This is a genomic window from Arthrobacter sp. PvP103 (assembly GCF_017833075.1).
Classification (GTDB): domain Bacteria; phylum Actinomycetota; class Actinomycetes; order Actinomycetales; family Micrococcaceae; genus Arthrobacter.
In genome coordinates this window covers 2,792,282-2,811,126 of record NZ_JAFIBQ010000001.1, presented here as the reverse complement: position 1 = coordinate 2,811,126, position 18,845 = coordinate 2,792,282, and the positions used below count along the sequence as shown (strand labels likewise).

Below are 18,845 nucleotides of genomic sequence, written 5' to 3'. Positions count from 1 at the left end.
CGAGCCCGGCTGCTAGTCCGGCGCGCCGGGCGAATGCGGTGCCGGATCGTGGCGGACGGCTGCGCCGGCGGCAAAAGCACGTACCTTGGCGTCATCCCAGATGTGGGCCGGGACGCCGCCGCCCAGGAGCCTGCGGGCCAGCCGGGGGTCGTCGTCGAACGGCTGGTCGCTGCCGGCCATCACCATGTTGCCGTACCGGCGCCCCTTGAGCATGGCGGGGTCGGCGATGATCAGGGTGTGCTCAAAGACGGCTGCGATGGTGGCGGCGTCCTCGCGGGCGTTCTTCAGGTCAGGAGCGTCCCCGGAATTCACCACGTAGATCCCGCCCGGGGCCAGCACCCGCCTGGCATGCTCGTTGAACTCGGCCGTGGTCAGCGGCCGTGGAGTGAGCGCCCCGGCAAACACATCGCGGATGACCACGTCGCGGGTCTGGGGCGTGAGCGACTCGGTGACCTCACGCGCTTCGCCCACACGCAGCCGCAGCAGCGGGGCCTTGGGCAGGTCGAACCAGCCTCGGACGTACTCCGCCAGCTTTCCGTCCAGCTCCACTACCACCTGGCGGGCTTCCGGGTACGCGGCATGGAAGTAGCGCGCCAGCGAGCACGCACCTCCGCCCAGGTGGAGCGCCCGCAGCTTCGGCCTGCCCTCCCGGGGCCACCGGGATTCGACCAGCGCGGACATCCACCGCATGTATTCAAAATCAAGGAAGAGCGGATCCGCCAGGTCGATGTGCGAGCTCATGACGCCGTTGATGCGCAGGAGCCAGCCGTTCGAATTGTCCTGGTCCGCGATCAGCTCGCAGTCCCCGGTGTCGATGTAGTACACGCCCTCAACCGGACCGTTTGGGCGGGTTCCCTTGGGCACTTCCACTACTCCCGGCGTCGAACGTTCAGCGTTCCTGCCGGCAGACCGGCCCTTACGTGCCATCTAGCCGGCCACCGCATTGCTCATGCTTCAACCCTAGTTGACCGGCAGGGGGCTTCAACTGCCACCCGAAATTTCCTCCGGCCGGAAAATTCCGGGCCAAAAAAACTAATACACCAAGGGTACTTACTATCTGATAGTAATCATGCTTACTATTTAGTAGCCAGTTATTGCTGGTTCTTGATCAGCAGCCGACCTTCTTGGAAAGAGAGTGCGAAGATGACAGAGAACCGATGGCCACAGGACGGTAGCTACGGCACCCCTGGGGTCGCAGAGCAAACGGCCGTCCCGGCGACGCCGGAAACCGACGCCGCCTATGACACCTCCTACGCGGCACCGCAAGGCACGTCGAAGACGGAGACGGCCAAGCACGAGGCCGGGGACGTTGCCCATCAGGCGACAGACTCCGCCCAGCACGTAGCGGAAACAGCTAAAGCCGAGGCAGCCAATGTCGCCGGTGAGGTCAAAGCAAACGCCAGGGATCTGTTCCACCAGGCGAGGACGGACCTGACGGACCAGGCCGGTACCCAGCAGCAGAAGGTGGCCAAGGGCCTCCACTCGATTTCCGGCGAGCTCCGCACCATGGCTGACGCCTCCGATCAGCCCGGCGTGGCCACTGACCTGATCCGCCAGGCGGCGGACCGGTCCGCCTCTGTGGCGTCATGGCTGGAAGGCCGGGATCCCGGATCCTTGCTCGACGAAGTGAAGACATTCGCCCGGCAGCGCCCGGGAACATTCCTGATGCTGGCGGCCGGAGCCGGAATCCTCGCCGGCAGGCTGACGCGCAGCCTCAGTGCCGGGGCACCGGACTCGACAGGCGCTACGCTCAGCGGCGGCACCTCACGGGCTCCGATTTCCAGCGTGCCCGGCTACGTTCCCGACACCGGGACAGCAGTTCCCCCGCCGCCGGTGCAGCTGCCGGCCCCCGATGCCAACACGGCCGGCCTGTCCGTCGCCGGAGCAGGCGCCGGCAGCTATGCCGGCACCAGCGCCTATACCGACGAGCGGACCGGCGCCGACAGCTATTCGGAGGACACGTACCCGCCCAACCCGCTGGCGGACGAGGGAACCGGGCACGACCAGTGGGCCGCAGACCCGCTGGCTAAGGACCCGCTGGCCACCGACCCCCTCGCCGACGATCCGTACCGTGACGACCCCCTGCGCGGAGGGCAGCGATGAGCAGTCAATTTCCGGAAACCACTCCCGAGGCGGCGCACATCAAAGCGGATAACACCTCCCTCGGTGACCTGCTCGGCGACGTGACGCGGGACATCTCCACGCTGATGCGCCAGGAGGTGGAACTTGCCAAGGCCGAACTGAAGCAGTCGGCTTCCCGGGCCGGAAAAGGCGGCGGGATGTTGGCCGGGGCCGGAGTGGCAGGCCACTTTGTCCTCCTGTTCCTCTCCCTGGCCCTCTGGTGGGCGCTGGGAACGGTCATGGGACTTGGCTGGTCCGCCGTCGTCCTCGCCGTGATCTGGGGCATCGTCGCCGCCGTCCTGGCATCCGTTGGCCGTAAGCAGCTGAACGCGATCAAGGGCATGCCGCAGACAGCGGAGACGCTCCAGGAAATACCTCCCACCCTTAAACCCAGCCACTAGACCCAGGCACAAAGAGAGCTCGAGGTACACACGATGAGTGAAAACCCGGACGCCATCCGCGCCGACATCGAAGCAACCCGCGCGCGGCTCGGCACCAATGTCGACGCCGTGGCGGACAAAGTCACCCCGTCGAACATCGTCCACCGGCAGACGGACAAGGTTAAGGACGCCGTGTTCGGAGTAAAGGAGAAAGTCATGGGAACAGCTGAGCACGCCACTGACCGGGTGCATTCCGGCACCGGCAGTGCGGGAGCCCACCTTTCGGACGCCGGTACGGCCATCGGGGACACTCCCCGCCAGGTCCGCGCCAAGACGCAGGGCAACCCGCTCGCTGCAGGCCTGATCGCCTTCGGCGCCGGGATGCTGTTCTCCTCGCTGATCCCGGCGAGCGAGAAGGAGCGCGAGGCCGCCGATGCCCTCAAGACGAAGGCCGAGCCGCTCACCACGGAGCTGACCGAAGCTGCCAAGGACGTTGCCCAGGGCCTGAAGGCCCCGGCACAGGATGCCATGGAGAATGTCAAGGCAACCGCCATGGAAGCGACGGACCACGTCAAGGCCGAAGGCCAGGGTGCAGTGGACGACGTGAAGTACCGCGCCGCAGACGCCAAGGACAACGTCCAACAGGTGTAGCCCGCCCCGGAAGACGGCCGGTTGCCCTCGCTGACGCGGTGGGCAGCCGGCCGCTGCGCTTTACCACGAAAGAAGATTCCAATGGCTAAGAACCCTGCCACCGAGAACGGCACCGCAGCCCGCCCCGACGCTGAAACGCAAGAGAGCAGCACTGCCAAAGCCCGCACTGCGCCTGCGCCGGATGATTCCCGCAAACCGGACAGTCCCGCCGATGTCAGCAAGCCGTCGTGGAAGTACATCGCGAAGAAGACCTTCCGGGAGTTCACCAAAGACCAGTGCCCGGACCTCGCTGCCGCACTGACTTACTATTCGGTCCTCTCAATCTTCCCGGCATTGTTGGCACTGGTCTCCCTGCTCGGTATTTTCGGCGACGCCCAGAAGACGACGTCCGGGCTTCTCGACATCGTGCAGGGCATAGCACCGGGTGACACCGTAAACACGATCCGCCCCTTGGTTGAAGACCTGTCAAGCTCCCCGGCGGCCGGCTTCACGCTGGTCATTGGACTCCTCACCGCACTGTGGTCCGCGTCGGGCTACGTAGGCGCCTTCGGCCGCGCCATGAACCGGGTGTACGAGGTCGACGAGGGCAGACCGTTCCTCAAGCTCCGGGGCACCATGCTCGGCGTCACTGTCGTTAACCTGCTGATCGTCGTCGTGCTGGCCGCGATGCTCGTGCTCAGCGGTCCGGTGGCGGAGTCCGTCGGGAACGTGATCGGCCTCGGCGACGCCTTCCTGGCCGTCTGGAACATCGCCAAATGGCCGGTGATGCTGGTGCTGGTCATCGCGGCGATTGCCGTCCTGTTCTACGCCACCCCCAACGTCAAGCAGCCGAAATTCCGCTGGATGAGCATGGGATCGGCCATAGCCCTCGTGGTCTTCCTGCTGGCGTCCCTGGCATTCGGCTTCTACGTTGCCAACTTCAACAGCTACAACAAGACCTACGGCGCCATCGGCGGTGTGATCATCGCGCTGCTGTGGCTGTGGATCCTGAACATGTCCCTGCTGTTCGGGGCCGAGTTCGACGCCGAGATGGAGCGCGGCCGCCAGCTCCAGGCCGGCATCGAGGCAGAAGAAACCATCCAGCTGCCGCCGCGGGACACCAAGCAGAGCGACAAGCTGCAGGTCCGGGAGGAAGAGGACATCCGGCGGGGACGCGACCTGCGTGAACGCCACGAGCGCGAGCGCCGGGACCGCGAACAGGACCAAAGCCCCTAGCGCAAACCGCATGCCCGGTCTCTACTGGGTGGACATTGCGCCCGGGTGGACATTGCGCCGCCCCCGTCTATGAGGGGAGGTTCCATGCCGGCTCCAGCACGGAATCCGGGCGGACCGGTCGCGGTGGGCTATGACGGATCCGAACCGTCCCAGCTGGCCGTCCGATGGGCCGCCGGGCACGCCGCCGCCACGAACCGGACATTGAAGATCGTCCACGCGTGGGTATGGCCCGTCTTCACCAAGAATCTTGGTCCGGTCAAAGGCGTTGAAGGCAGCGGGCTGAGGCATGCCGCCGAGGCCACCCTCCAGGAAGGCCTGGACCTGGCCCGCTCGGTTACGGCCGGACTGAAGGCCACGGTGGTCATCGACGGCGTTATTGAGCCCGGGCTCCCCGCCCAGGTCCTCCGCTTTGCGGCGGAAGGCGCGGGCGTGCTCGCCGTGGGCCACCGCGGCATGGGCCGGTTCCTGGGCCAGCTGGTAGGTTCCGCCTGCCTCGACCTGGCCGTCCACTCCCCCTGTCCCCTCATGGTGGTCCGCTACCCGGGCCGTCCCGGACAGCCAATAGCGGCCGGAATAGACGAAAAACCGCGGCACACGAAGGTGGTGGCGGAGGCGGCCCGCATGGCGGCCGGCTTGAACGTCCCGCTGCAGCTGATCCATGTGGCCGGGGACGAGCACCAGGCACAACACGGGCGGCATGCACCGCTCCACGGCAAGGAGCTGCTGGACCAGGCCGTGGAACTGGCCCGGAGCCTTGCCCCCGACGTCCCGGTGGAGGGCATCCTGCTGGAGAGCCACCCGGTAGCAAAGGACCTCCTGGCCGCCGCGGCGCAGGCCGACGTCCTGGTCCTGGGTGCGCATCACCGCGAGGGACATCCGGGGAGCACTGTGTCTTCGGCGTTGGAGCGGGCACTGTGCAACGTGCTGATCACGCGGTGAGAGCCGTGGCGGAATAATCGGACAGGAAGTGTGCCGTGCGTGCTTGGTGGGTTGGCAAACCGGGTCCCGTGGCGGGGCATCCCCTGGTGTTCGGTGACCGCCCCGACCCAAGCCCCGGGCCGGGCGAGGTCCTGCTGTCTGTTCGGGTGTGCGGAGTGTGCCGCACCGACCTCCACCTTGCCGAAGGCGATCTCCCGCCGCGCAGGACCGGCGTGATTCCCGGCCATGAAGTGGTGGGTGAAGTGGTTGACCTTGGCGAAGGCGCCACCAGGTTCCGGATCGGGGAACGCGTGGGTGTGGCCTGGCTGGGCGGCACCTGCGGACACTGCCGTTTCTGCCTCCGCGACCAGGAGAACCTGTGCCTGTCGCCCACCTTCACGGGCTGGGACCGGGACGGCGGTTACGCGGACCGCGTGACGGTCAATGAGGACTACGCCTACCGGATACCGGACGTTTTTCCGGACGAGCAGGCCGCACCCCTGCTGTGCGCGGGCATCATCGGCTACCGGGCCCTGGCCCGCGCCCAGGTTCCGGACGGCGGCCGCCTCGGCATCTACGGTTTCGGCGGCTCCGCCCACCTGGCCGCACAGGTGGCCATGCACCGCGGAGCCAGCGTGTACGTCATGACCCGCTCGGAGGAAGCCCGGCGCCTCGCCTTGGAGCTCGGAGCGGCTTTCGCCGGTGACGCCGACGACGAACCCCCCGTGCCGCTGGATGCGGCCATCCTTTTTGCACCGGTGGGGTGGCTGGTGCCGCAGGCGCTGCGCGCCCTGGACCGCGGAGGCACGCTGGCGGTGGCCGGAATCCACCTGAGCGACATCCCGCCGCTGCACTACGGATCGGAACTGTTCCAGGAACGGCAGCTGCGCAGCGTCACCGCCAATACCAGGGCCGACGGCGAGGAATTCCTTCGCGTCGCCGCGGAAATCCCGCTTCGTCCCACCACCGTCCCTTACCGGATGGAAGATGCCGCGCGGGCCCTGCAGGACCTCGCCGCGGACCGCATTACCGGGGCCGCCGTACTGCACATGGACTAGGCGCCAACGGGTGACCGGTCTCGGAGATTCCGTGCCCGGATCAGGTGGCCAGCCGGAATTCGTGGTCCTGCCCGGCATGCAGCAGGACGTGTTGGGTCCCAAGCCGGACCAGCACCGGCGAAGCGTCGCCCGGGTCCGCGGAAACCAGCAGGCGGCCTTTCTCCAGGTGCACCGCCAGCAGCTGGTCCCGGTAGCGCACATTGAAAGTAACCCTGCCGAGTTCCGCGGGCAGGCGGGGGGAGAAATCCAGGGCGTCCCTCGTAATGCGCAGGCCGGCGAAGCTGCGCTGGATGACGTCGATGGAACCGGCCATGGCGCCGAGGTGGATGCCCGCCCGGGTGGTGCCGCCCTGGGTGTCGTCAAGGTCCGCGTCGAGGGCTTCGCGGAACGTGTCCCACGCCCGTTCCGGATCAAGCTGCGCCAGGACGGAGGCGTGCGCCACCCTGCTCAACGTTGACCCGTGCGCCGTCCGGGCAAGGTAGAAGTCGACGGTCCTCGCGATCTGCTCCGCCGTCACCGTGTACCCGAGCCGGTCCAGGAAGGTGGTGAGCTGGTCTTCGCCGAGGACGTAGAGCAGCATCAGGGCGTCCGCCTGTTTGGCGAGCCGGTAGTGGTTGGTGCTGCTGCCCTCGGCTTCGAGGATGAGGTCCAGCCGCTGGACGTTCCGGTAGGTGCGGCGGTAGTGCTCCCAGTCCAACTCCTTGAGATTCTCATACCCGGCGAATTGGCTCATGATGCCGTCGGCGTGGAAGGGAACAAACACCCTGCGCCCGAGCCGCGCCCAGCCGTCAATTTCGTTGTCCGTGACCCGCAGCCTTTCCCGGAAGTCGTCCATGTCGAAGCCCCGCACGGAACTCATGATCCATACCGCCTGGTCGCATACCCAGGCCGCCATGACATTGGTGTAGGCGTTGTCATCCAGGCCGCCGCCGGGGTTGTCCGGGTAGCCCGTGTGGTACTCGTCCGGACCCACCACCGCGCGGATATGGAACCTGTCTGCGGCGGGATCGTACTCCGCCATCGACGCGAAAAGGCGGGCAACCTCCACGATGATCTCCGCACCGTGGTGGGTCAGCCAGGCGCGGTCCTGGGTCGCTTCGAAATACTGCCAGGCGTTGTACGCGACCGTCAGCCCGGAGTGGCGCTGCAGGTGGGAGTAGTCCGGCACCCACCGGCCGGAACGGGTGTTGAACAGGAGCCGGGGTGTCTCCTCCCTGCCGTCGCTCCCGCTTTGCCACGGAATCATGGCACCTGCGAAGCCGGCCGCCCTGGCCGCATCCCGGGCCGTTCCCAGCCGCCGCCACCGGTAGTCAAGGAGGGCCCGCGTCACGGCCGGAAGCCGGGATGTCAGGAGCGGAAGGACAAACAGTTCGTCCCAGAAAATGTGGCCCCGGTAGCCCTCGCCGTGCAGGCCGCGGGCGGGGACACCGGCGTCCAGCTCCGCCGTGTGCGCCGAAATGGTCTGGAGCAGGTGGAAGACATGCAGGTTCAGGATCAGCTGTGACTCGGTGGAGTCATCGACCTCGATGATGAAGGGAGTGAGCAGTCCCCGCCACGCCGCCTCGTGGCTGGCCAGCAGCACCTCGAAACCTCCCCCGGAGCGGTTGAGGACATCAACGGCCGCTGTCCGGGGCGAGGAAATGGCGTGGTCGCGGGAGGTCGCCACGGCCACGGTCTTGGTGGCAGTTGCCGGCTCGCCGTCCCGCAGCTCCACGTCAAAGCGGTGCACGAACAGTCCTCCCAGCTCCTCGGGCCTGGCCGGATGCAGGCTGGCCGGGACGTCTGTCCGGATGGCCACCGCCACCCCGATCCTGCTCTGGATGGTCTGGACGAGGACAACCTGGGTGGCGGCTCCGGGCCCGTCATCGGCCCCCGAAACCGTCACATCTGTCAGGTGCCGGTTGGACAGGAGCGCTTCCACCGCCACGTTCGAGTTGGTGATGTCCGTGTCGCAGCCACTACGGATACTCACCTGGCCACCCCAGCCGACGGCTGTCACCGTCATCTCGAGGGCGGCGAGGTGCGGTTCTGCCATGGAGACCAGCCGGCGCTGGACCACATCAAGCTGCCTCCCGGCGTCGTCCTCCAGCACAGCTTCCCGCGTCAGCAGCGCTCGCTTCAGGTCCAGCGTGCGCCGCTCGCTGCGGAGCCGCAGTCCACCTTCGGACCACCATTTTCCGCCCTCCACGCACAGGTCCAGCGGCAGCCAGTCCGGCATGTTCACCATGTGCTCGTCCTCGGTCTCCTGCCCCTGGATCACGCTGGTGAGCCGGTTGTAGACGCCGGCCAGGTAGGTTCCCGGGTAGTGCACGTCGTCCTTGCGGTGTTCGGGGGCCGCCCCCCGGGTTGCCATGTAGCCGTTGCCCAGGGTGGTCAGGGCCTCCCGGTGGCCCTCGTGGGCGGGGTCGAATCCCTCATAGACCAGCTGCCAGGGATCCGCGATGACCAGGCCAAGGTCCAGTTCACTGACGTCGTCCAGGACGAAATCGGCGCCCGCGGCTTCCAGCTCGGCCCGCTGTCCGGCCCGGTCGATCCCCACCACCAGCCCGAAGCCGCCGCGCCGGCCCGCTGCCACGCCGGCCACGGCATCCTCGATGACCACCGCCCGTTCCGGTGCCACCCCGAGTTCGCCGATGGCGTGGAGGAACAGCGCAGGGTCCGGCTTGCCGGCCAGTCCCAGCTGCGCCGCGGTGTTCCCGTCGACAACGACGTCGAAACCGTCTTCGAGGCCGGCGGATGCCAGCACCGCGCGGGCATTCCGGCTGGCGGTAGCGAGAGCCACCGGGACCTTCCCGGCCTTGAGGCGTTCGAGCAGCGCCAGTGTTCCGGGGAAAACAGGGACGCTCCGGAGCCTCAGTAGCCTTTCGAAGATCCCGTTCTTGCGCGCCCCCAGCCCCACCGCCGTCCACTCCGCGGGGCCGTCCGCGGGCCCGCCAGCCGGCAGATCCACCCCTCGCGAGTGCAGGAACGACGCCGCTCCGTCCTCCCGGGTGCGGCCGTCCACATAGCGCAGGTAGTCGGCATCCGTGAAAGGATCGCGCCGTGCGGTCGGCGGAATCCGGGGGTCCTGGAGGACGTCGTCGAACAATTCCTTCCATGCCGCCGCGTGGAGGTCCGCTGTGTCCGTGACGACACCGTCAAGATCGAAAACCACGGCGTCAACCGGGGCCAGCGCGGCGGCGGCGGTTGGCGACTCAGTCATGGCTCAGTCCTACCAGCATTGGCTTTGCCTGCCCAGTGACATTGTGCCCGTTTTCGGGCCGGCTTCCCGGCTGGCGGCCGGGCTGGCGGCCCGCTGGCTTCCCGGCTGGCGGCCGGGCCGGTTTCCCGGCCGGCGGCCCGCTGGCTGTCCTGCCGGCTACCCTGCAAGCAGGCTGTCCAGCGTGACGAAGCCGTAGCCGGCCTGGCGCATCCTTTCGATCATCTGCGGCAGGGCATCGGCGTCCAGGGTGGAGCCGTCGTCCGGGTTCGAGCCGATGTGCATCAGGACGATTTCGCCCGGCTGCAGGGCGGACAGCGCGCGGTCCGCCACAAGCTGTGCCGTGATGCCGCCGCTGGTCCCTTTCCAGCCGAGGGTGTCCACGGACCAGCGCACGGGCACGTAGCCCAGGTTGTTCACAGCAGCGATGGTGCGCGTGTCACGGGCACCGAACGGAAACCTGAACAAGGGACGGGGGTCCGCTCCGGCGGCCACTATTGACTGCTCCGCCGCGCGGACCTGGTCTACGATCCCCGCGTCCGGCAGTCCGGTGAAGTCGGGGTGGGTCTGGGAGTGGTTGCCCACCCGGTGGCCGCCGGCCACGATGGCAGCCACCCCGGCGGGATTGGCCGCGGCCCATGCCCCCGTCAGGAAGAACGTCCCACGGACTCCGGCACTCTCCAGGGTCTGCAGGATTGACGGCAGGCCGGCCGAGTTGGCGCCCGCGTCGAACGTCAAGGCAACGGACGGGCCTGCGCCGGGTACCAGCTCCACGTCCTGCCCGGCCAGTCCGGCAGGAAACGGGGCGGCCGGCGGAGGTGGCTGGGGAACGGGCAGCGTCTCCGGCGGTGGCGTGGGGCCGGGCGCAACAGGTGCCGGGGCGGTCGATTCGCCCGGAGTTTCGGGCGCCGGTGACGGCGGGGGCTCCGACGACCCCGGGACCCCTGGAACAGCGGTGGCCGGCGTCGAGGGCGGCGCAGTGGCTGAACTGGAGGATGCCCCGCTTTCGGGCGGAGGACCGCTTTGCGGGTCCGTGCCCCGCGGCGCGCCGGCCAGGATCACGGCCAGCACAACCGCGGCGATGACAGCAGCCGCCACCAGGGCCCCCGCCGCCAGCCGGCGACGGCGCGGATCAAGCGGAGGTTCAAGCGGAGGTTCAAGCGGAGGTTGGCCGGCCATGTTCAACCATGACAGCCAGGGCTCGTCCGCGCCTAGGGCTGAAGGGCCTGCCGGGCATGACCCCACTGTGCTTCAAGGACCTATTCCCCTACCCCCGCAGCCCGGGTTCAATGGAGTGTTACCCATAGGTGTGCCCGGGCCGGAGTGCCCTGGCGTGCCAGCCAACCAGACAAAGGCGGGACTTAGCTGTGAAACTTGTGCTCCGGTATCCGCTCGTTGCGGGCACGGTGCTGGCGCTGCTTGCTGTCGCCGTCCTGCTGGCATCGGGCCAACCGGTCATTGCCCGCTTTGCCGCCAGCGGCTATGCCCTCGCGGTGGCTGCGTACTTGTCCGTCGGGATGCTCCGGCGGCTGCGCCAAGGGCACTGGGGCATCGACATCCTGGCCGTGACGGCGATAGTCAGCACGGTGCTGGTGGGCGAGTTCATTGCTTCCATGATTATCGTGCTCATGATGGCTGGCGGCACGGCCCTTGAGGACTATGCGGCCGGGAGGGCGAAGAGCGAACTCAGTGCGCTGCTGGCGCGCGTCCCGCAGACAGCCCACCGGGAGCGGAACGGCGCTGCCAGCAACGGCACGGCCACCAACGGCGGCGCCGAAAACGGCGCCCACGAGGACGTCGCGGCCACCGACGTCCGGGTGGGAGACATCCTGCTGGTCAAGCCCGGCGAGGTGGTTCCGCTGGACGGTGTGCTGCTTTCCGACGCCGGCACGTTCGACGAATCGTCGCTCACCGGTGAAAGCATGCCGGTGGAGCGCGCCGCGGGCGAGGGCATCATGAGCGGTTCCGTCAACGGTGAGGCGGCCGTCCGCATGCGCGTCACCGCCGTCATGGAGGATTCGCAGTACAGCCGGATCGTGGAACTCGTGAAGGAGGCGTCGGAGAGCCGCGCCCCCATGGTGCGCCTGGCCGACCGCTACGCCATCCCCTTCACGGCGTTCGCCTATGCGCTGGGAGCCATAGCCTGGATCGTCAGCGGCAGCCCCACCCGGTTCGCCGAAGTGCTGGTGGTGGCCACTCCCTGCCCGCTGCTCATCGCTGCCCCCGTGGCGTTCCTCGGCGGCATGAGCCAGGCGGCCAAGTCCGGCATCATCGTCAAGTACGCCGGGGTCCTGGAGCAGCTCGGCAAGGTCCGGACCGCCGCCTTCGACAAGACCGGAACCCTCACCTACGGCAGGCCCTCGCTGGTGGCCATCGTGACGGCCGACTCCATGGACCAGGACGAATTGCTACGGCTCGCGGGCTCCGCGGAACAGTACTCCTCCCACGTCCTGGCCGCGTCCGTGATGGAGGCCGCCACCTCACGCGACCTCCGGTTCGAGACCGCCAGTGAGGCGCTGGAACAGGCCACGCACGGGGTGCGGGCAGTGTTCGACGGGCGGGAAGTAGTTGTGGGCAAGCCCTCCTTCGTGGCCGAATATGCGCCCGGCGTGGTGGAAACGGAACTGGTCAGCGGCCAGCTGGCCATCTACGTGGGCATCGGCGGGGTGTACGTCGGGGCCCTGGTCATGAGCGATCCGCTGCGCGCCGAGGCCCGGCGGACCCTGGCCGAGCTGTCCGCGCTGGGGGTCACCGAAACGGTGATGCTGACCGGCGACGCCCTGGCGACGGCCCAACACATCGCCGCCGAAGTGGGCCTTACGGACGTCCGTGCCGAGTGCCTGCCGCCGGACAAGGTGGACGCGGTTAGGTCCCTTCCGCTCCGTCCCGTGATGATGGTGGGCGACGGCGTCAACGACGCCCCCGTCCTGGCCGTGGCCGACGTTGGAATCGCCATGGGCGCGCGCGGTTCCACCGCGGCGGGCGAGTCTGCCGACGTCGTGATCATCCTTGACGACCTGTCCAAGGCGGCGCAGGCGGTGCGGATCGGGCAGCGCACTGTCCGGGTGGCTATGGAAAGCATCTGGATCGGCATCGTGCTGAGCGTGGGGCTCATGGTGGCCGCGGCGGCGGGCTACGTGCCGGCCATCGCCGGCGCCCTGTCGCAGGAACTCGTGGACCTGGCCACCATCCTCAATGCGCTGCGCGCGCTGAGCCCGGGCCGGCACGGAGCACCGCCGAAAGATCAGGCCGATGCCTCCACGTCCGCGATCACCCGCACGGTCTTGAGGTAGCTGTCCGGGTTGAGCGAGATGGAGTCGATGCCCTCGCCCACCAGGAAGGATGCGAAGTCCGGGTGGTTGCTTGGCCCCTGGCCGCAGATTCCAATCTTGATTCCGGCGGCGTGCGCCTTGCGGATGGCTTCGCTGATCATGGCAGTGACGGCCTCATCGCGTTCGTCGAACAGGGCGGCCAGCTGCTCGGAATCCCGGTCCACGCCGAGGACCAGCTGCGTGAGGTCGTTGGAACCGATCGAGAAGCCGTCGAACTTCGGGGCGAACTTCTCAGCCAGGACCACGTTGGAGGGGATCTCGCACATCATGTACACCTGCAGGCCGTTTTCGCCGCGCACCAGACCGTTCGCCGCCATGACAGCCAGCACGCGGTCCGCTTCGTCCGGCGTGCGGCAGAACGGGATCATCACGATGACGTTTGCGAAGCCGATGGTTTCCCGCACCCGTTTGAGGGCGGCACATTCCAGCGCGAAACCCTCCCGGTAGCGCTCGTCGTAGTACCGGGACGCGCCGCGGAATCCCAGCATGGGGTTCTCTTCGGGCTGTTCGAAGGAGCTGCCGCCGATCAGGTGTGCGTACTCGTTGGTCTTGAAGTCGCTGAGCCTGACGATCACCGGATGCGGATGGTACGGCGCCGCGATTTTGGCGATGCCCAGCGCCAGCGCCTCCACGAAGTACTCCCGCGGGTCCGCGTAGCCGCTGGTCAGCTCCTTGATCTGGCGGGCCTCGTCAGCGTCCGTGACGCGCTCCGGATGGACCAGCGCCATCGGATGGACCCGGATCAGGTTGCTGATGATGAACTCCATCCGGGCCAGGCCCACCCCCGCCGCCGGCAGCCGCCACCACTGGAACGAGGCCCCCGGGCTGGCGATGTTCACCATCACGGCGGTGCGGGTGGCGGGAAGTGCGCCCAGGTCCACGTCCTCGGTATCGAACGGGACCGTGCCCTCGTACACCCTGCCCTGGTCCCCTTCCGCGCAGCTGAGCGTCACCGCCTGGTCCTCGCCCAGGACGCTGGTTCCGTTTCCGGTGCCGACGACGGCGGGAACCCCCAGTTCGCGGCTCACGATGGCCGCATGGCTGGTGGTGCCGCCGTGGTCCGTGACGATCCCCGAGGCGCGTTTCATCACCGGGACCCAGTCCGGGTCCGTCATCTCCGTGACCAGGATGGCGCCGTCGCGGAAGGTGTCGATGTCCCGGGTGCTCCGGATGACGCACGCCGTGCCCTGCGCGATCGAATCGCCGATCGCCGCGCCGGAGGCCAGGACTTTGCCCGTGCCCCGGAGGTGATGGATGGTGAAGCGCGTCCCGCTCTTGAGCGCCTGCACGGTTTCGGGCCGCGCCTGCACCATGAACAGCTCCCCGGTGACGCCGTCGCGGGCCCACTCCATGTCCATGGGGCGGCCGTAGTGGTCCTCCACCGTCACCGCCCAACGCGCCAGGTCCAGGATTTCGGCGTCGTCCAGCACGAACGAGCTCCGCTCCTCCGCGGACGTGTCCACCGTCCGGGTCCGCGCGTGGCCGCCGCGGCTGTAGACCATTTTCCGGGCCTTGGAACCGAGGGTCTTTTCGATGATCGGGGCCAGGCCCTTGTCCGCCAGGAGCGGTTTGAACACCACGTACTTGTCCGGGTTGATACTGCCTTGGACCACTGTTTCGCCGAGCCCCCAGGCGGCGCTGATCACGGCCGCGCGGGGGAAGCCCGAATCGGTGTCGATGGAAAACATCACACCGGAGGCGCCGACGTCGGACCTCACCATCCGCTGCACCCCGATGGATAGTGCCACGTCAAGGTGCTCGAATCCCTTGACCTCGCGGTAGCTGATGGCGCGGTCCGTGAAGAGGGATGCGTAGCAGCGCCGGCAGGCGTCCAGGAGTTCGCGCTCACCGGAAATGTTCAGGAACGTCTCCTGCTGTCCCGCGAAGCTGGCGTCCGGCAGGTCTTCTGCCGTGGCGCTGCTGCGGACGGCAACCGAGAGCCGGTCCAGTCCCGCCCGTTCGGCGAGGGTGCGGTAATGGCTGCGGATGGACTCGGCGATGTCTTCCGGGAATTCGCTGGCCAGGAACAGCTCACGGATGGCCTCGCCCGTTGCCCGCAGCGTCGTCTTGCCGGCCCGGTACTCCGCGATCCGGGCGCGCATGGCGGCGTCGATGCCGTTGGCTCCGATGAACGTGCGGTAGGCGGCCGCCGTCGTGGCGAAGCCGTCCGGCACCCGTACTCCGCGGGACTTCAGCGAGCGCGTCATCTCCCCCAGTGAGGCATTCTTGCCGCCCACCTGGGGCACATGCTCCATCCCGATCTCGTCGAACCACACCACGTGGCTTTCAGCCATGGCTGCTCCCGCCGCTTGCTCCTCCATGGATTGATCCTCGTTTGCCGGGCTCCCGCAGGTCAGAGGCTTTGGACCTCATCTGCCGCTGCACGGCCGGCAGGCCGGCTGGCCGCCCGGCCGGCGGGACCAGCGGCGGCGCAGGAGCGGCGGGGCCCGGCCGGCGGCCCCGGACCATCTTGTAGATCCAGTCCGCGACGATGACGGCGGGCATGGCGGCGAGCGCCACGGCCAGGCCCCCGGGCGACGGCGGCGCGTGGCCCAGCAGTGTGGCGACGGGACCGATGAACAGGAACACAGCCAGCAGTCCCAGCTCTGCCAGCACGGCCCAGAGCAGCAGCCGGTTGCTGAACCAGCCCAGCCGCCACGGCGGCGCCGAGGCGCTGCGGCAGGCGAAGGCGTTGGCGAGCTGCGCCAGGACCACGGTGGTGAATGCGGCACCCGAGGCGGCCATCAGCACATCCGACGCCGGCAGTTCCGCGCCGGGGCGCCACCCCGCACCCAGTAGCACGGCGGTGTACGCGGTCATCTCGAAGAGTGCTTCCACCGGCCCCAGGAGCCCGAACACCCGGAACATCAGGGCCCGGTCCATCAGGTGCCTCCGCTCCGGCGGCCGTTTGAGCGCACCCTTGCTGGGGGCCTCGCTGCCGAGGGCCAGCGCCGGGAGCAGGTCGGTGCCGATGTCCAGGGCCAGGATTTGCAGCACGCTCAGCGCCAGCGGGAAGCGGCCGCCGGAGAGCGCCCAAATAACGAACGGGGTGAGCTCAGCGACGTTGTCCGTCAGGTGGTAAGTCAGGAACCGCCGGATATTCGCGTACGTGGCGCGGCCCTGCTCCACTGCGGCGATGATGGTGGCAAAGTCGTCATCCAGGAGCACGAGGTCCGCCGCCTCACGGGCTACGTCCGTGCCGCTCAGCCCCATGGCTACGCCGATGTCTGCCTGCTGGAGGGCCGGGCCGTCGTTGACGCCGTCGCCGGTCATCGCCACCACGTGGCCCTTGCGCTGGAGCAGGCGCGCCACCCGGAGTTTCTGTTCGGGCGTGACCCGGCTGACCACCACACCGTCGCGGTCCAGCAGGGCGGTCAGCACGGCGTCGTCCTCCGGCAGGGTGTGTCCCTCCAGGACCAGCTCGGGTGATCCGATCAGCCCGGTTTCCCGGGCGATGGCGGCGGCGGTGAAGGCATGGTCGCCGGTGACCATGGCCACCTTGATGCCCGCGTCGCGGGCGGCCTCGAGTGCAAGGCGGACCTCGGCCCGGGGCGGGTCATGCAGGCCGATCAGGCCCAAGAGTGTCAGATCCTGCTCAACCGACTCCAGCTTGAAGCTGGCGCCGGGCAGGCCGGGCAGGGGCCGCTCCGCCACGGCCAGGACCCGCAGGCCGTGGGAGGCCATCCGGTCCACCATCTGCCGGGCCCGGTCGGCGCCTTCCAGGCCGCACAGCGGAATCACGGACTCCGGGGCGCCCTTGACATACAGGGTGGTGCCCACGATGGCGGACTCGCGGAGCCTGCGTGGATCAAAGGCAAAGCGGTGCGAAACTTCGGGCTCGCCGGGATCGTGCCCGGGACCTGCCAGCCGGCTGGCCAGCGCGTGGATTGCGGCCTCCATGGGGTCGCCCTCGGCAATCCATTTGCCCTCGTGGAGCACCGCGCGGCCCACGGAGGCGGCCAGCGCCGCGGTGCTGAGGTGCCGGGCTTCCCCGGCCCCGCTCCCGGTGACCTCGGCCTCGGGCCCGTACCCTGCGCCGATGACGCTGAGCACGCCCTCCGGCGTCCAGACCTCGACGGCGTTCATCCTGTTCTGGGTCAGCGTGCCGGTTTTGTCCGTGCAAATGAAAGTGGTGGAGCCGAGGGTTTCCACCGCTTCCAGGTTCCGAACCAGGGCGTTGCGCTGTGCCATACGCTGTGCTCCGACGGCCAGGGACAGTGTGACCGTGGGCAGCAGGCCTTCGGGCACGAGCGCCACGGCCACCCCGATCGCGAACAGGAACGCGTCCCGCCAGGAAATGCCGACCAGCAGTGAAAGTACAAAGAATAGCCCGCCGATGCCCAGTGCCACAGCGGCGATGATGCGGACGATCCGTTGCAGCTCCCTCGCCAGCGGGCTGGGCGGCGCCTTTACCTTGCCGGTGAGGGCGGCGATTTCCGCGAGCCGGGTGCCGCCGCCGGTGACCGTGACGATGCCCTCCGCCTCGCCGTTGACCAGGAAGGTTCCGCCGAACACGGTGTCCCCCGGGGCCTTGGCCAATGGTTCGCTTTCGCCGGTGAGCATCGACTCGTCCACGGAGCACCCCGCGGCCAGCGCCAGCCGGAGATCCGCCGGTACCCGGTCACCGGCCACCAGCACCACGGCGTCGTCCGGCACCAGTTCGGTGGTGTGGACTTTGACGATGCGGTTGTCCCGGCGGACCGACACCATGGCTGGCAGCAGCTCGCGGAGCTTGGACGCGGCATGCTGTGCCCGCTCCTGCTGGATGTAGGCGAACACCCCGTTCACCACCACCACCACCACGATCGCCACGGCCAGCTGTGGCATTCCCGCGATGTAGGCCAGCAGTGCTGCGCACCAGAGCATGATGGCAAAGAAGTGTGTCATTTCGGCCAGCAGCCTGCGCCATCCCGGGACGGCGCGGGCCTGCGGCAGCCGGTTGGGTCCCACCTTGCGCAGCCGGAGGGCAGCCTCCTCGGAGCTGAGTCCGGCGGTCAGCGGCAACGCACCGGCACCGGATGCGGCACCCGGAATCACAGCCGCAGCCTGCCAATCACGGGCAGCACCGGACACGCGGAACCACGGCATTCACGGGGAACCCCATGGATCGAGGATGCGGCCCTAGAGGTCAGGCTCCTAGGGTCAAAGGTCACCACTGTCGCGGTGCAGCTCCAGCGAGGGCACGTCCCGCACTGGCAGGTCCATTGCCAGCGCCCGGAGGTAGGCGCCGAACCCCTGGGGTGCGCGGGCATGCGTGCGGCCCGACGTCAGCACCCGGATGGTGTCGGTGGCCTGCACCGTGTAAGCCTGTCTACGCAGGTTTTCCACAAGGATCCGGTCTTCGTGGACGCGCATCCGGGGAAAGCCGCCGGCTGCGAGGTAGGCAGAGGCACGGACACCGAAGTTGGCGCCGTAGATGTGCGGATGGTCCTCCCTGAACGGGTGCCGCTCCAGCCACCGGCGCAGGATCGCAGGCTCTGTTCCGGCGGGGTCCGGCTCCACGGATCCCAGAACGGCGTCGGCACCGGCATCGGCCAGTTCAACCTGGCGCACCAGCCAATTCCGCGGGACGGCGGAGTCGGCGTCGGTATTCGCCAGCCAGACGCGTCCGGCCCGCAGCCCCGCGGTGATTCCGGAAGCCAGGACTCCGGCGGCCCGGCTCGCCCCGGTGCTTCCCAGCCTGACTTGCACGGCCTCGAACCGCGGATCGGCGGCAACATAGCCGGAGGCGATGTCCGCAGACCGGTCAGTGCAGCTGTCGAGGACCACGGTGATGGCCAGATCCACCCCGGGCCGTTCACATTGCAGCGTGTCGGCGGCGGCACGGAGGGCCGCCAGCGCCCGGTCAAGGTGCTGGTCCTCGTTGTGGGCCGGCATCACCACCACCACCCGCTCGATGCCCTGCCCGGACCGGACCTCCCCGGCAGGATAGTCCCCTGCCCGTTCCGTCATCTCACTGGTCATCTCAGGT

At 68.4% G+C, this 18,845-nt stretch carries 13 protein-coding genes; 7 read left to right on the top strand and 6 right to left on the bottom strand.

Going from position 1 to position 18,845, the window contains the following annotated elements; all coding sequences use genetic code 11:
• Positions 1-12: 12 nt before the first annotated feature.
• On the bottom strand, positions 13-927 hold the full coding sequence (locus JOE41_RS12955) for a spermidine synthase (protein ID WP_209752579.1): 915 nt from the start codon (positions 925-927) through the stop codon (positions 13-15).
• 216 nt (positions 928-1,143) lie between these two features.
• Here JOE41_RS12955 and JOE41_RS12950 point away from each other — a divergent pair, with 216 nt between their 5' ends.
• The 6 genes from JOE41_RS12950 (at position 1,144) to JOE41_RS12925 (ending at position 6,343) form a co-directional block, all read left to right on the top strand.
• A complete protein-coding gene (locus JOE41_RS12950) occupies positions 1,144-2,103 on the top strand; it encodes a hypothetical protein (protein WP_209752578.1) in 960 nt (319 codons plus the stop codon).
• Entirely contained in the window at positions 2,100-2,522 is a 423-nt protein-coding gene (locus JOE41_RS12945) for a phage holin family protein (RefSeq protein ID WP_209752577.1), read from the top strand. The genes JOE41_RS12950 and JOE41_RS12945 overlap by 4 nt, the downstream gene beginning before the upstream one ends.
• 33 nt (positions 2,523-2,555) lie before the next feature.
• Positions 2,556-3,152 (top strand): DUF3618 domain-containing protein, encoded by a 597-nt coding sequence (locus JOE41_RS12940; RefSeq protein WP_011690217.1) that lies wholly within the window; start codon positions 2,556-2,558, stop codon positions 3,150-3,152.
• Between the two features lie 81 nt (positions 3,153-3,233).
• On the top strand, positions 3,234-4,367 hold the full coding sequence (locus JOE41_RS12935) for a YihY/virulence factor BrkB family protein (protein ID WP_209752576.1): 1,134 nt from the start codon (positions 3,234-3,236) through the stop codon (positions 4,365-4,367).
• Positions 4,368-4,451: 84 nt separating this feature from the next.
• Positions 4,452-5,306, top strand: coding sequence for a universal stress protein (locus tag JOE41_RS12930; protein ID WP_209752575.1), 855 nt, complete (start codon positions 4,452-4,454; stop codon positions 5,304-5,306).
• Between the two features lie 35 nt (positions 5,307-5,341).
• Complete coding sequence (locus tag JOE41_RS12925) at positions 5,342-6,343, top strand: zinc-dependent alcohol dehydrogenase family protein (RefSeq protein ID WP_209752574.1); 1,002 nt, start codon at positions 5,342-5,344, stop codon at positions 6,341-6,343.
• Positions 6,344-6,383: 40 nt separating this feature from the next.
• Here the strand turns inward: JOE41_RS12925 and JOE41_RS12920 are convergent, their stop codons facing one another.
• Positions 6,384-9,545, bottom strand: coding sequence for a beta-phosphoglucomutase family hydrolase (locus JOE41_RS12920; RefSeq protein ID WP_209752573.1), 3,162 nt, complete (start codon positions 9,543-9,545; stop codon positions 6,384-6,386).
• Between the two features lie 156 nt (positions 9,546-9,701).
• Positions 9,702-10,721 (bottom strand): polysaccharide deacetylase family protein, encoded by a 1,020-nt coding sequence (locus tag JOE41_RS12915; RefSeq protein WP_209752572.1) that lies wholly within the window; start codon positions 10,719-10,721, stop codon positions 9,702-9,704.
• 188 nt (positions 10,722-10,909) lie between these two features.
• Between JOE41_RS12915 and JOE41_RS12910 the strand changes: the two genes are divergently transcribed.
• Entirely contained in the window at positions 10,910-12,835 is a 1,926-nt protein-coding gene (locus tag JOE41_RS12910; RefSeq protein WP_307800699.1) for a heavy metal translocating P-type ATPase, read from the top strand.
• On the opposite strand, the gene ppsA is transcribed toward JOE41_RS12910, so the two are convergent.
• The 3 genes from ppsA to JOE41_RS12895 are packed head-to-tail and all read right to left on the bottom strand — an operon-like array spanning position 12,787 to position 18,838.
• Positions 12,787-15,168 carry a phosphoenolpyruvate synthase gene (ppsA, locus tag JOE41_RS12905; protein ID WP_209753631.1) on the bottom strand — a complete coding sequence of 794 codons (2,382 nt, stop codon included), beginning with the start codon at positions 15,166-15,168 and terminating at the stop codon, positions 12,787-12,789. The two genes, JOE41_RS12910 and ppsA, sit on opposite strands and share 49 nt — an antisense overlap.
• Entirely contained in the window at positions 15,161-17,962 is a 2,802-nt protein-coding gene (locus JOE41_RS12900) for a cation-transporting P-type ATPase (RefSeq protein WP_209752570.1), read from the bottom strand. Before JOE41_RS12900 ends, ppsA begins: the two co-directional genes overlap by 8 nt.
• Positions 17,963-18,016: 54 nt before the next feature.
• On the bottom strand, positions 18,017-18,838 hold the full coding sequence (locus tag JOE41_RS12895; RefSeq protein ID WP_011690208.1) for a glycosyltransferase family 2 protein: 822 nt from the start codon (positions 18,836-18,838) through the stop codon (positions 18,017-18,019).
• Between the last annotated feature and the right edge of the window lie 7 nt (positions 18,839-18,845).

Bases quoted from the DNA above. Each gene is read 5' to 3' on its own strand.
- JOE41_RS12955 (WP_209752579.1), bottom strand. From the start codon at position 927: ATGGCACGTAAGGGCCGGTCTGCCGGCAGGAACGCTGAACGTTCGACG.
- JOE41_RS12950 (WP_209752578.1), top strand. From the start codon at position 1,144: ATGACAGAGAACCGATGGCCACAGGACGGTAGCTACGGCACCCCTGGG.
- JOE41_RS12945 (WP_209752577.1), top strand. From the start codon at position 2,100: ATGAGCAGTCAATTTCCGGAAACCACTCCCGAGGCGGCGCACATCAAA.
- JOE41_RS12940 (WP_011690217.1), top strand. From the start codon at position 2,556: ATGAGTGAAAACCCGGACGCCATCCGCGCCGACATCGAAGCAACCCGC.
- JOE41_RS12935 (WP_209752576.1), top strand. From the start codon at position 3,234: ATGGCTAAGAACCCTGCCACCGAGAACGGCACCGCAGCCCGCCCCGAC.
- JOE41_RS12930 (WP_209752575.1), top strand. From the start codon at position 4,452: ATGCCGGCTCCAGCACGGAATCCGGGCGGACCGGTCGCGGTGGGCTAT.
- JOE41_RS12920 (WP_209752573.1), bottom strand. From the start codon at position 9,545: ATGACTGAGTCGCCAACCGCCGCCGCCGCGCTGGCCCCGGTTGACGCC.
- JOE41_RS12915 (WP_209752572.1), bottom strand. From the start codon at position 10,721: ATGGCCGGCCAACCTCCGCTTGAACCTCCGCTTGAACCTCCGCTTGAT.
- ppsA (WP_209753631.1), bottom strand. From the start codon at position 15,168: ATGGCTGAAAGCCACGTGGTGTGGTTCGACGAGATCGGGATGGAGCAT.
- JOE41_RS12900 (WP_209752570.1), bottom strand. From the start codon at position 17,962: ATGCCGTGGTTCCGCGTGTCCGGTGCTGCCCGTGATTGGCAGGCTGCG.
- JOE41_RS12895 (WP_011690208.1), bottom strand. From the start codon at position 18,838: ATGACCAGTGAGATGACGGAACGGGCAGGGGACTATCCTGCCGGGGAG.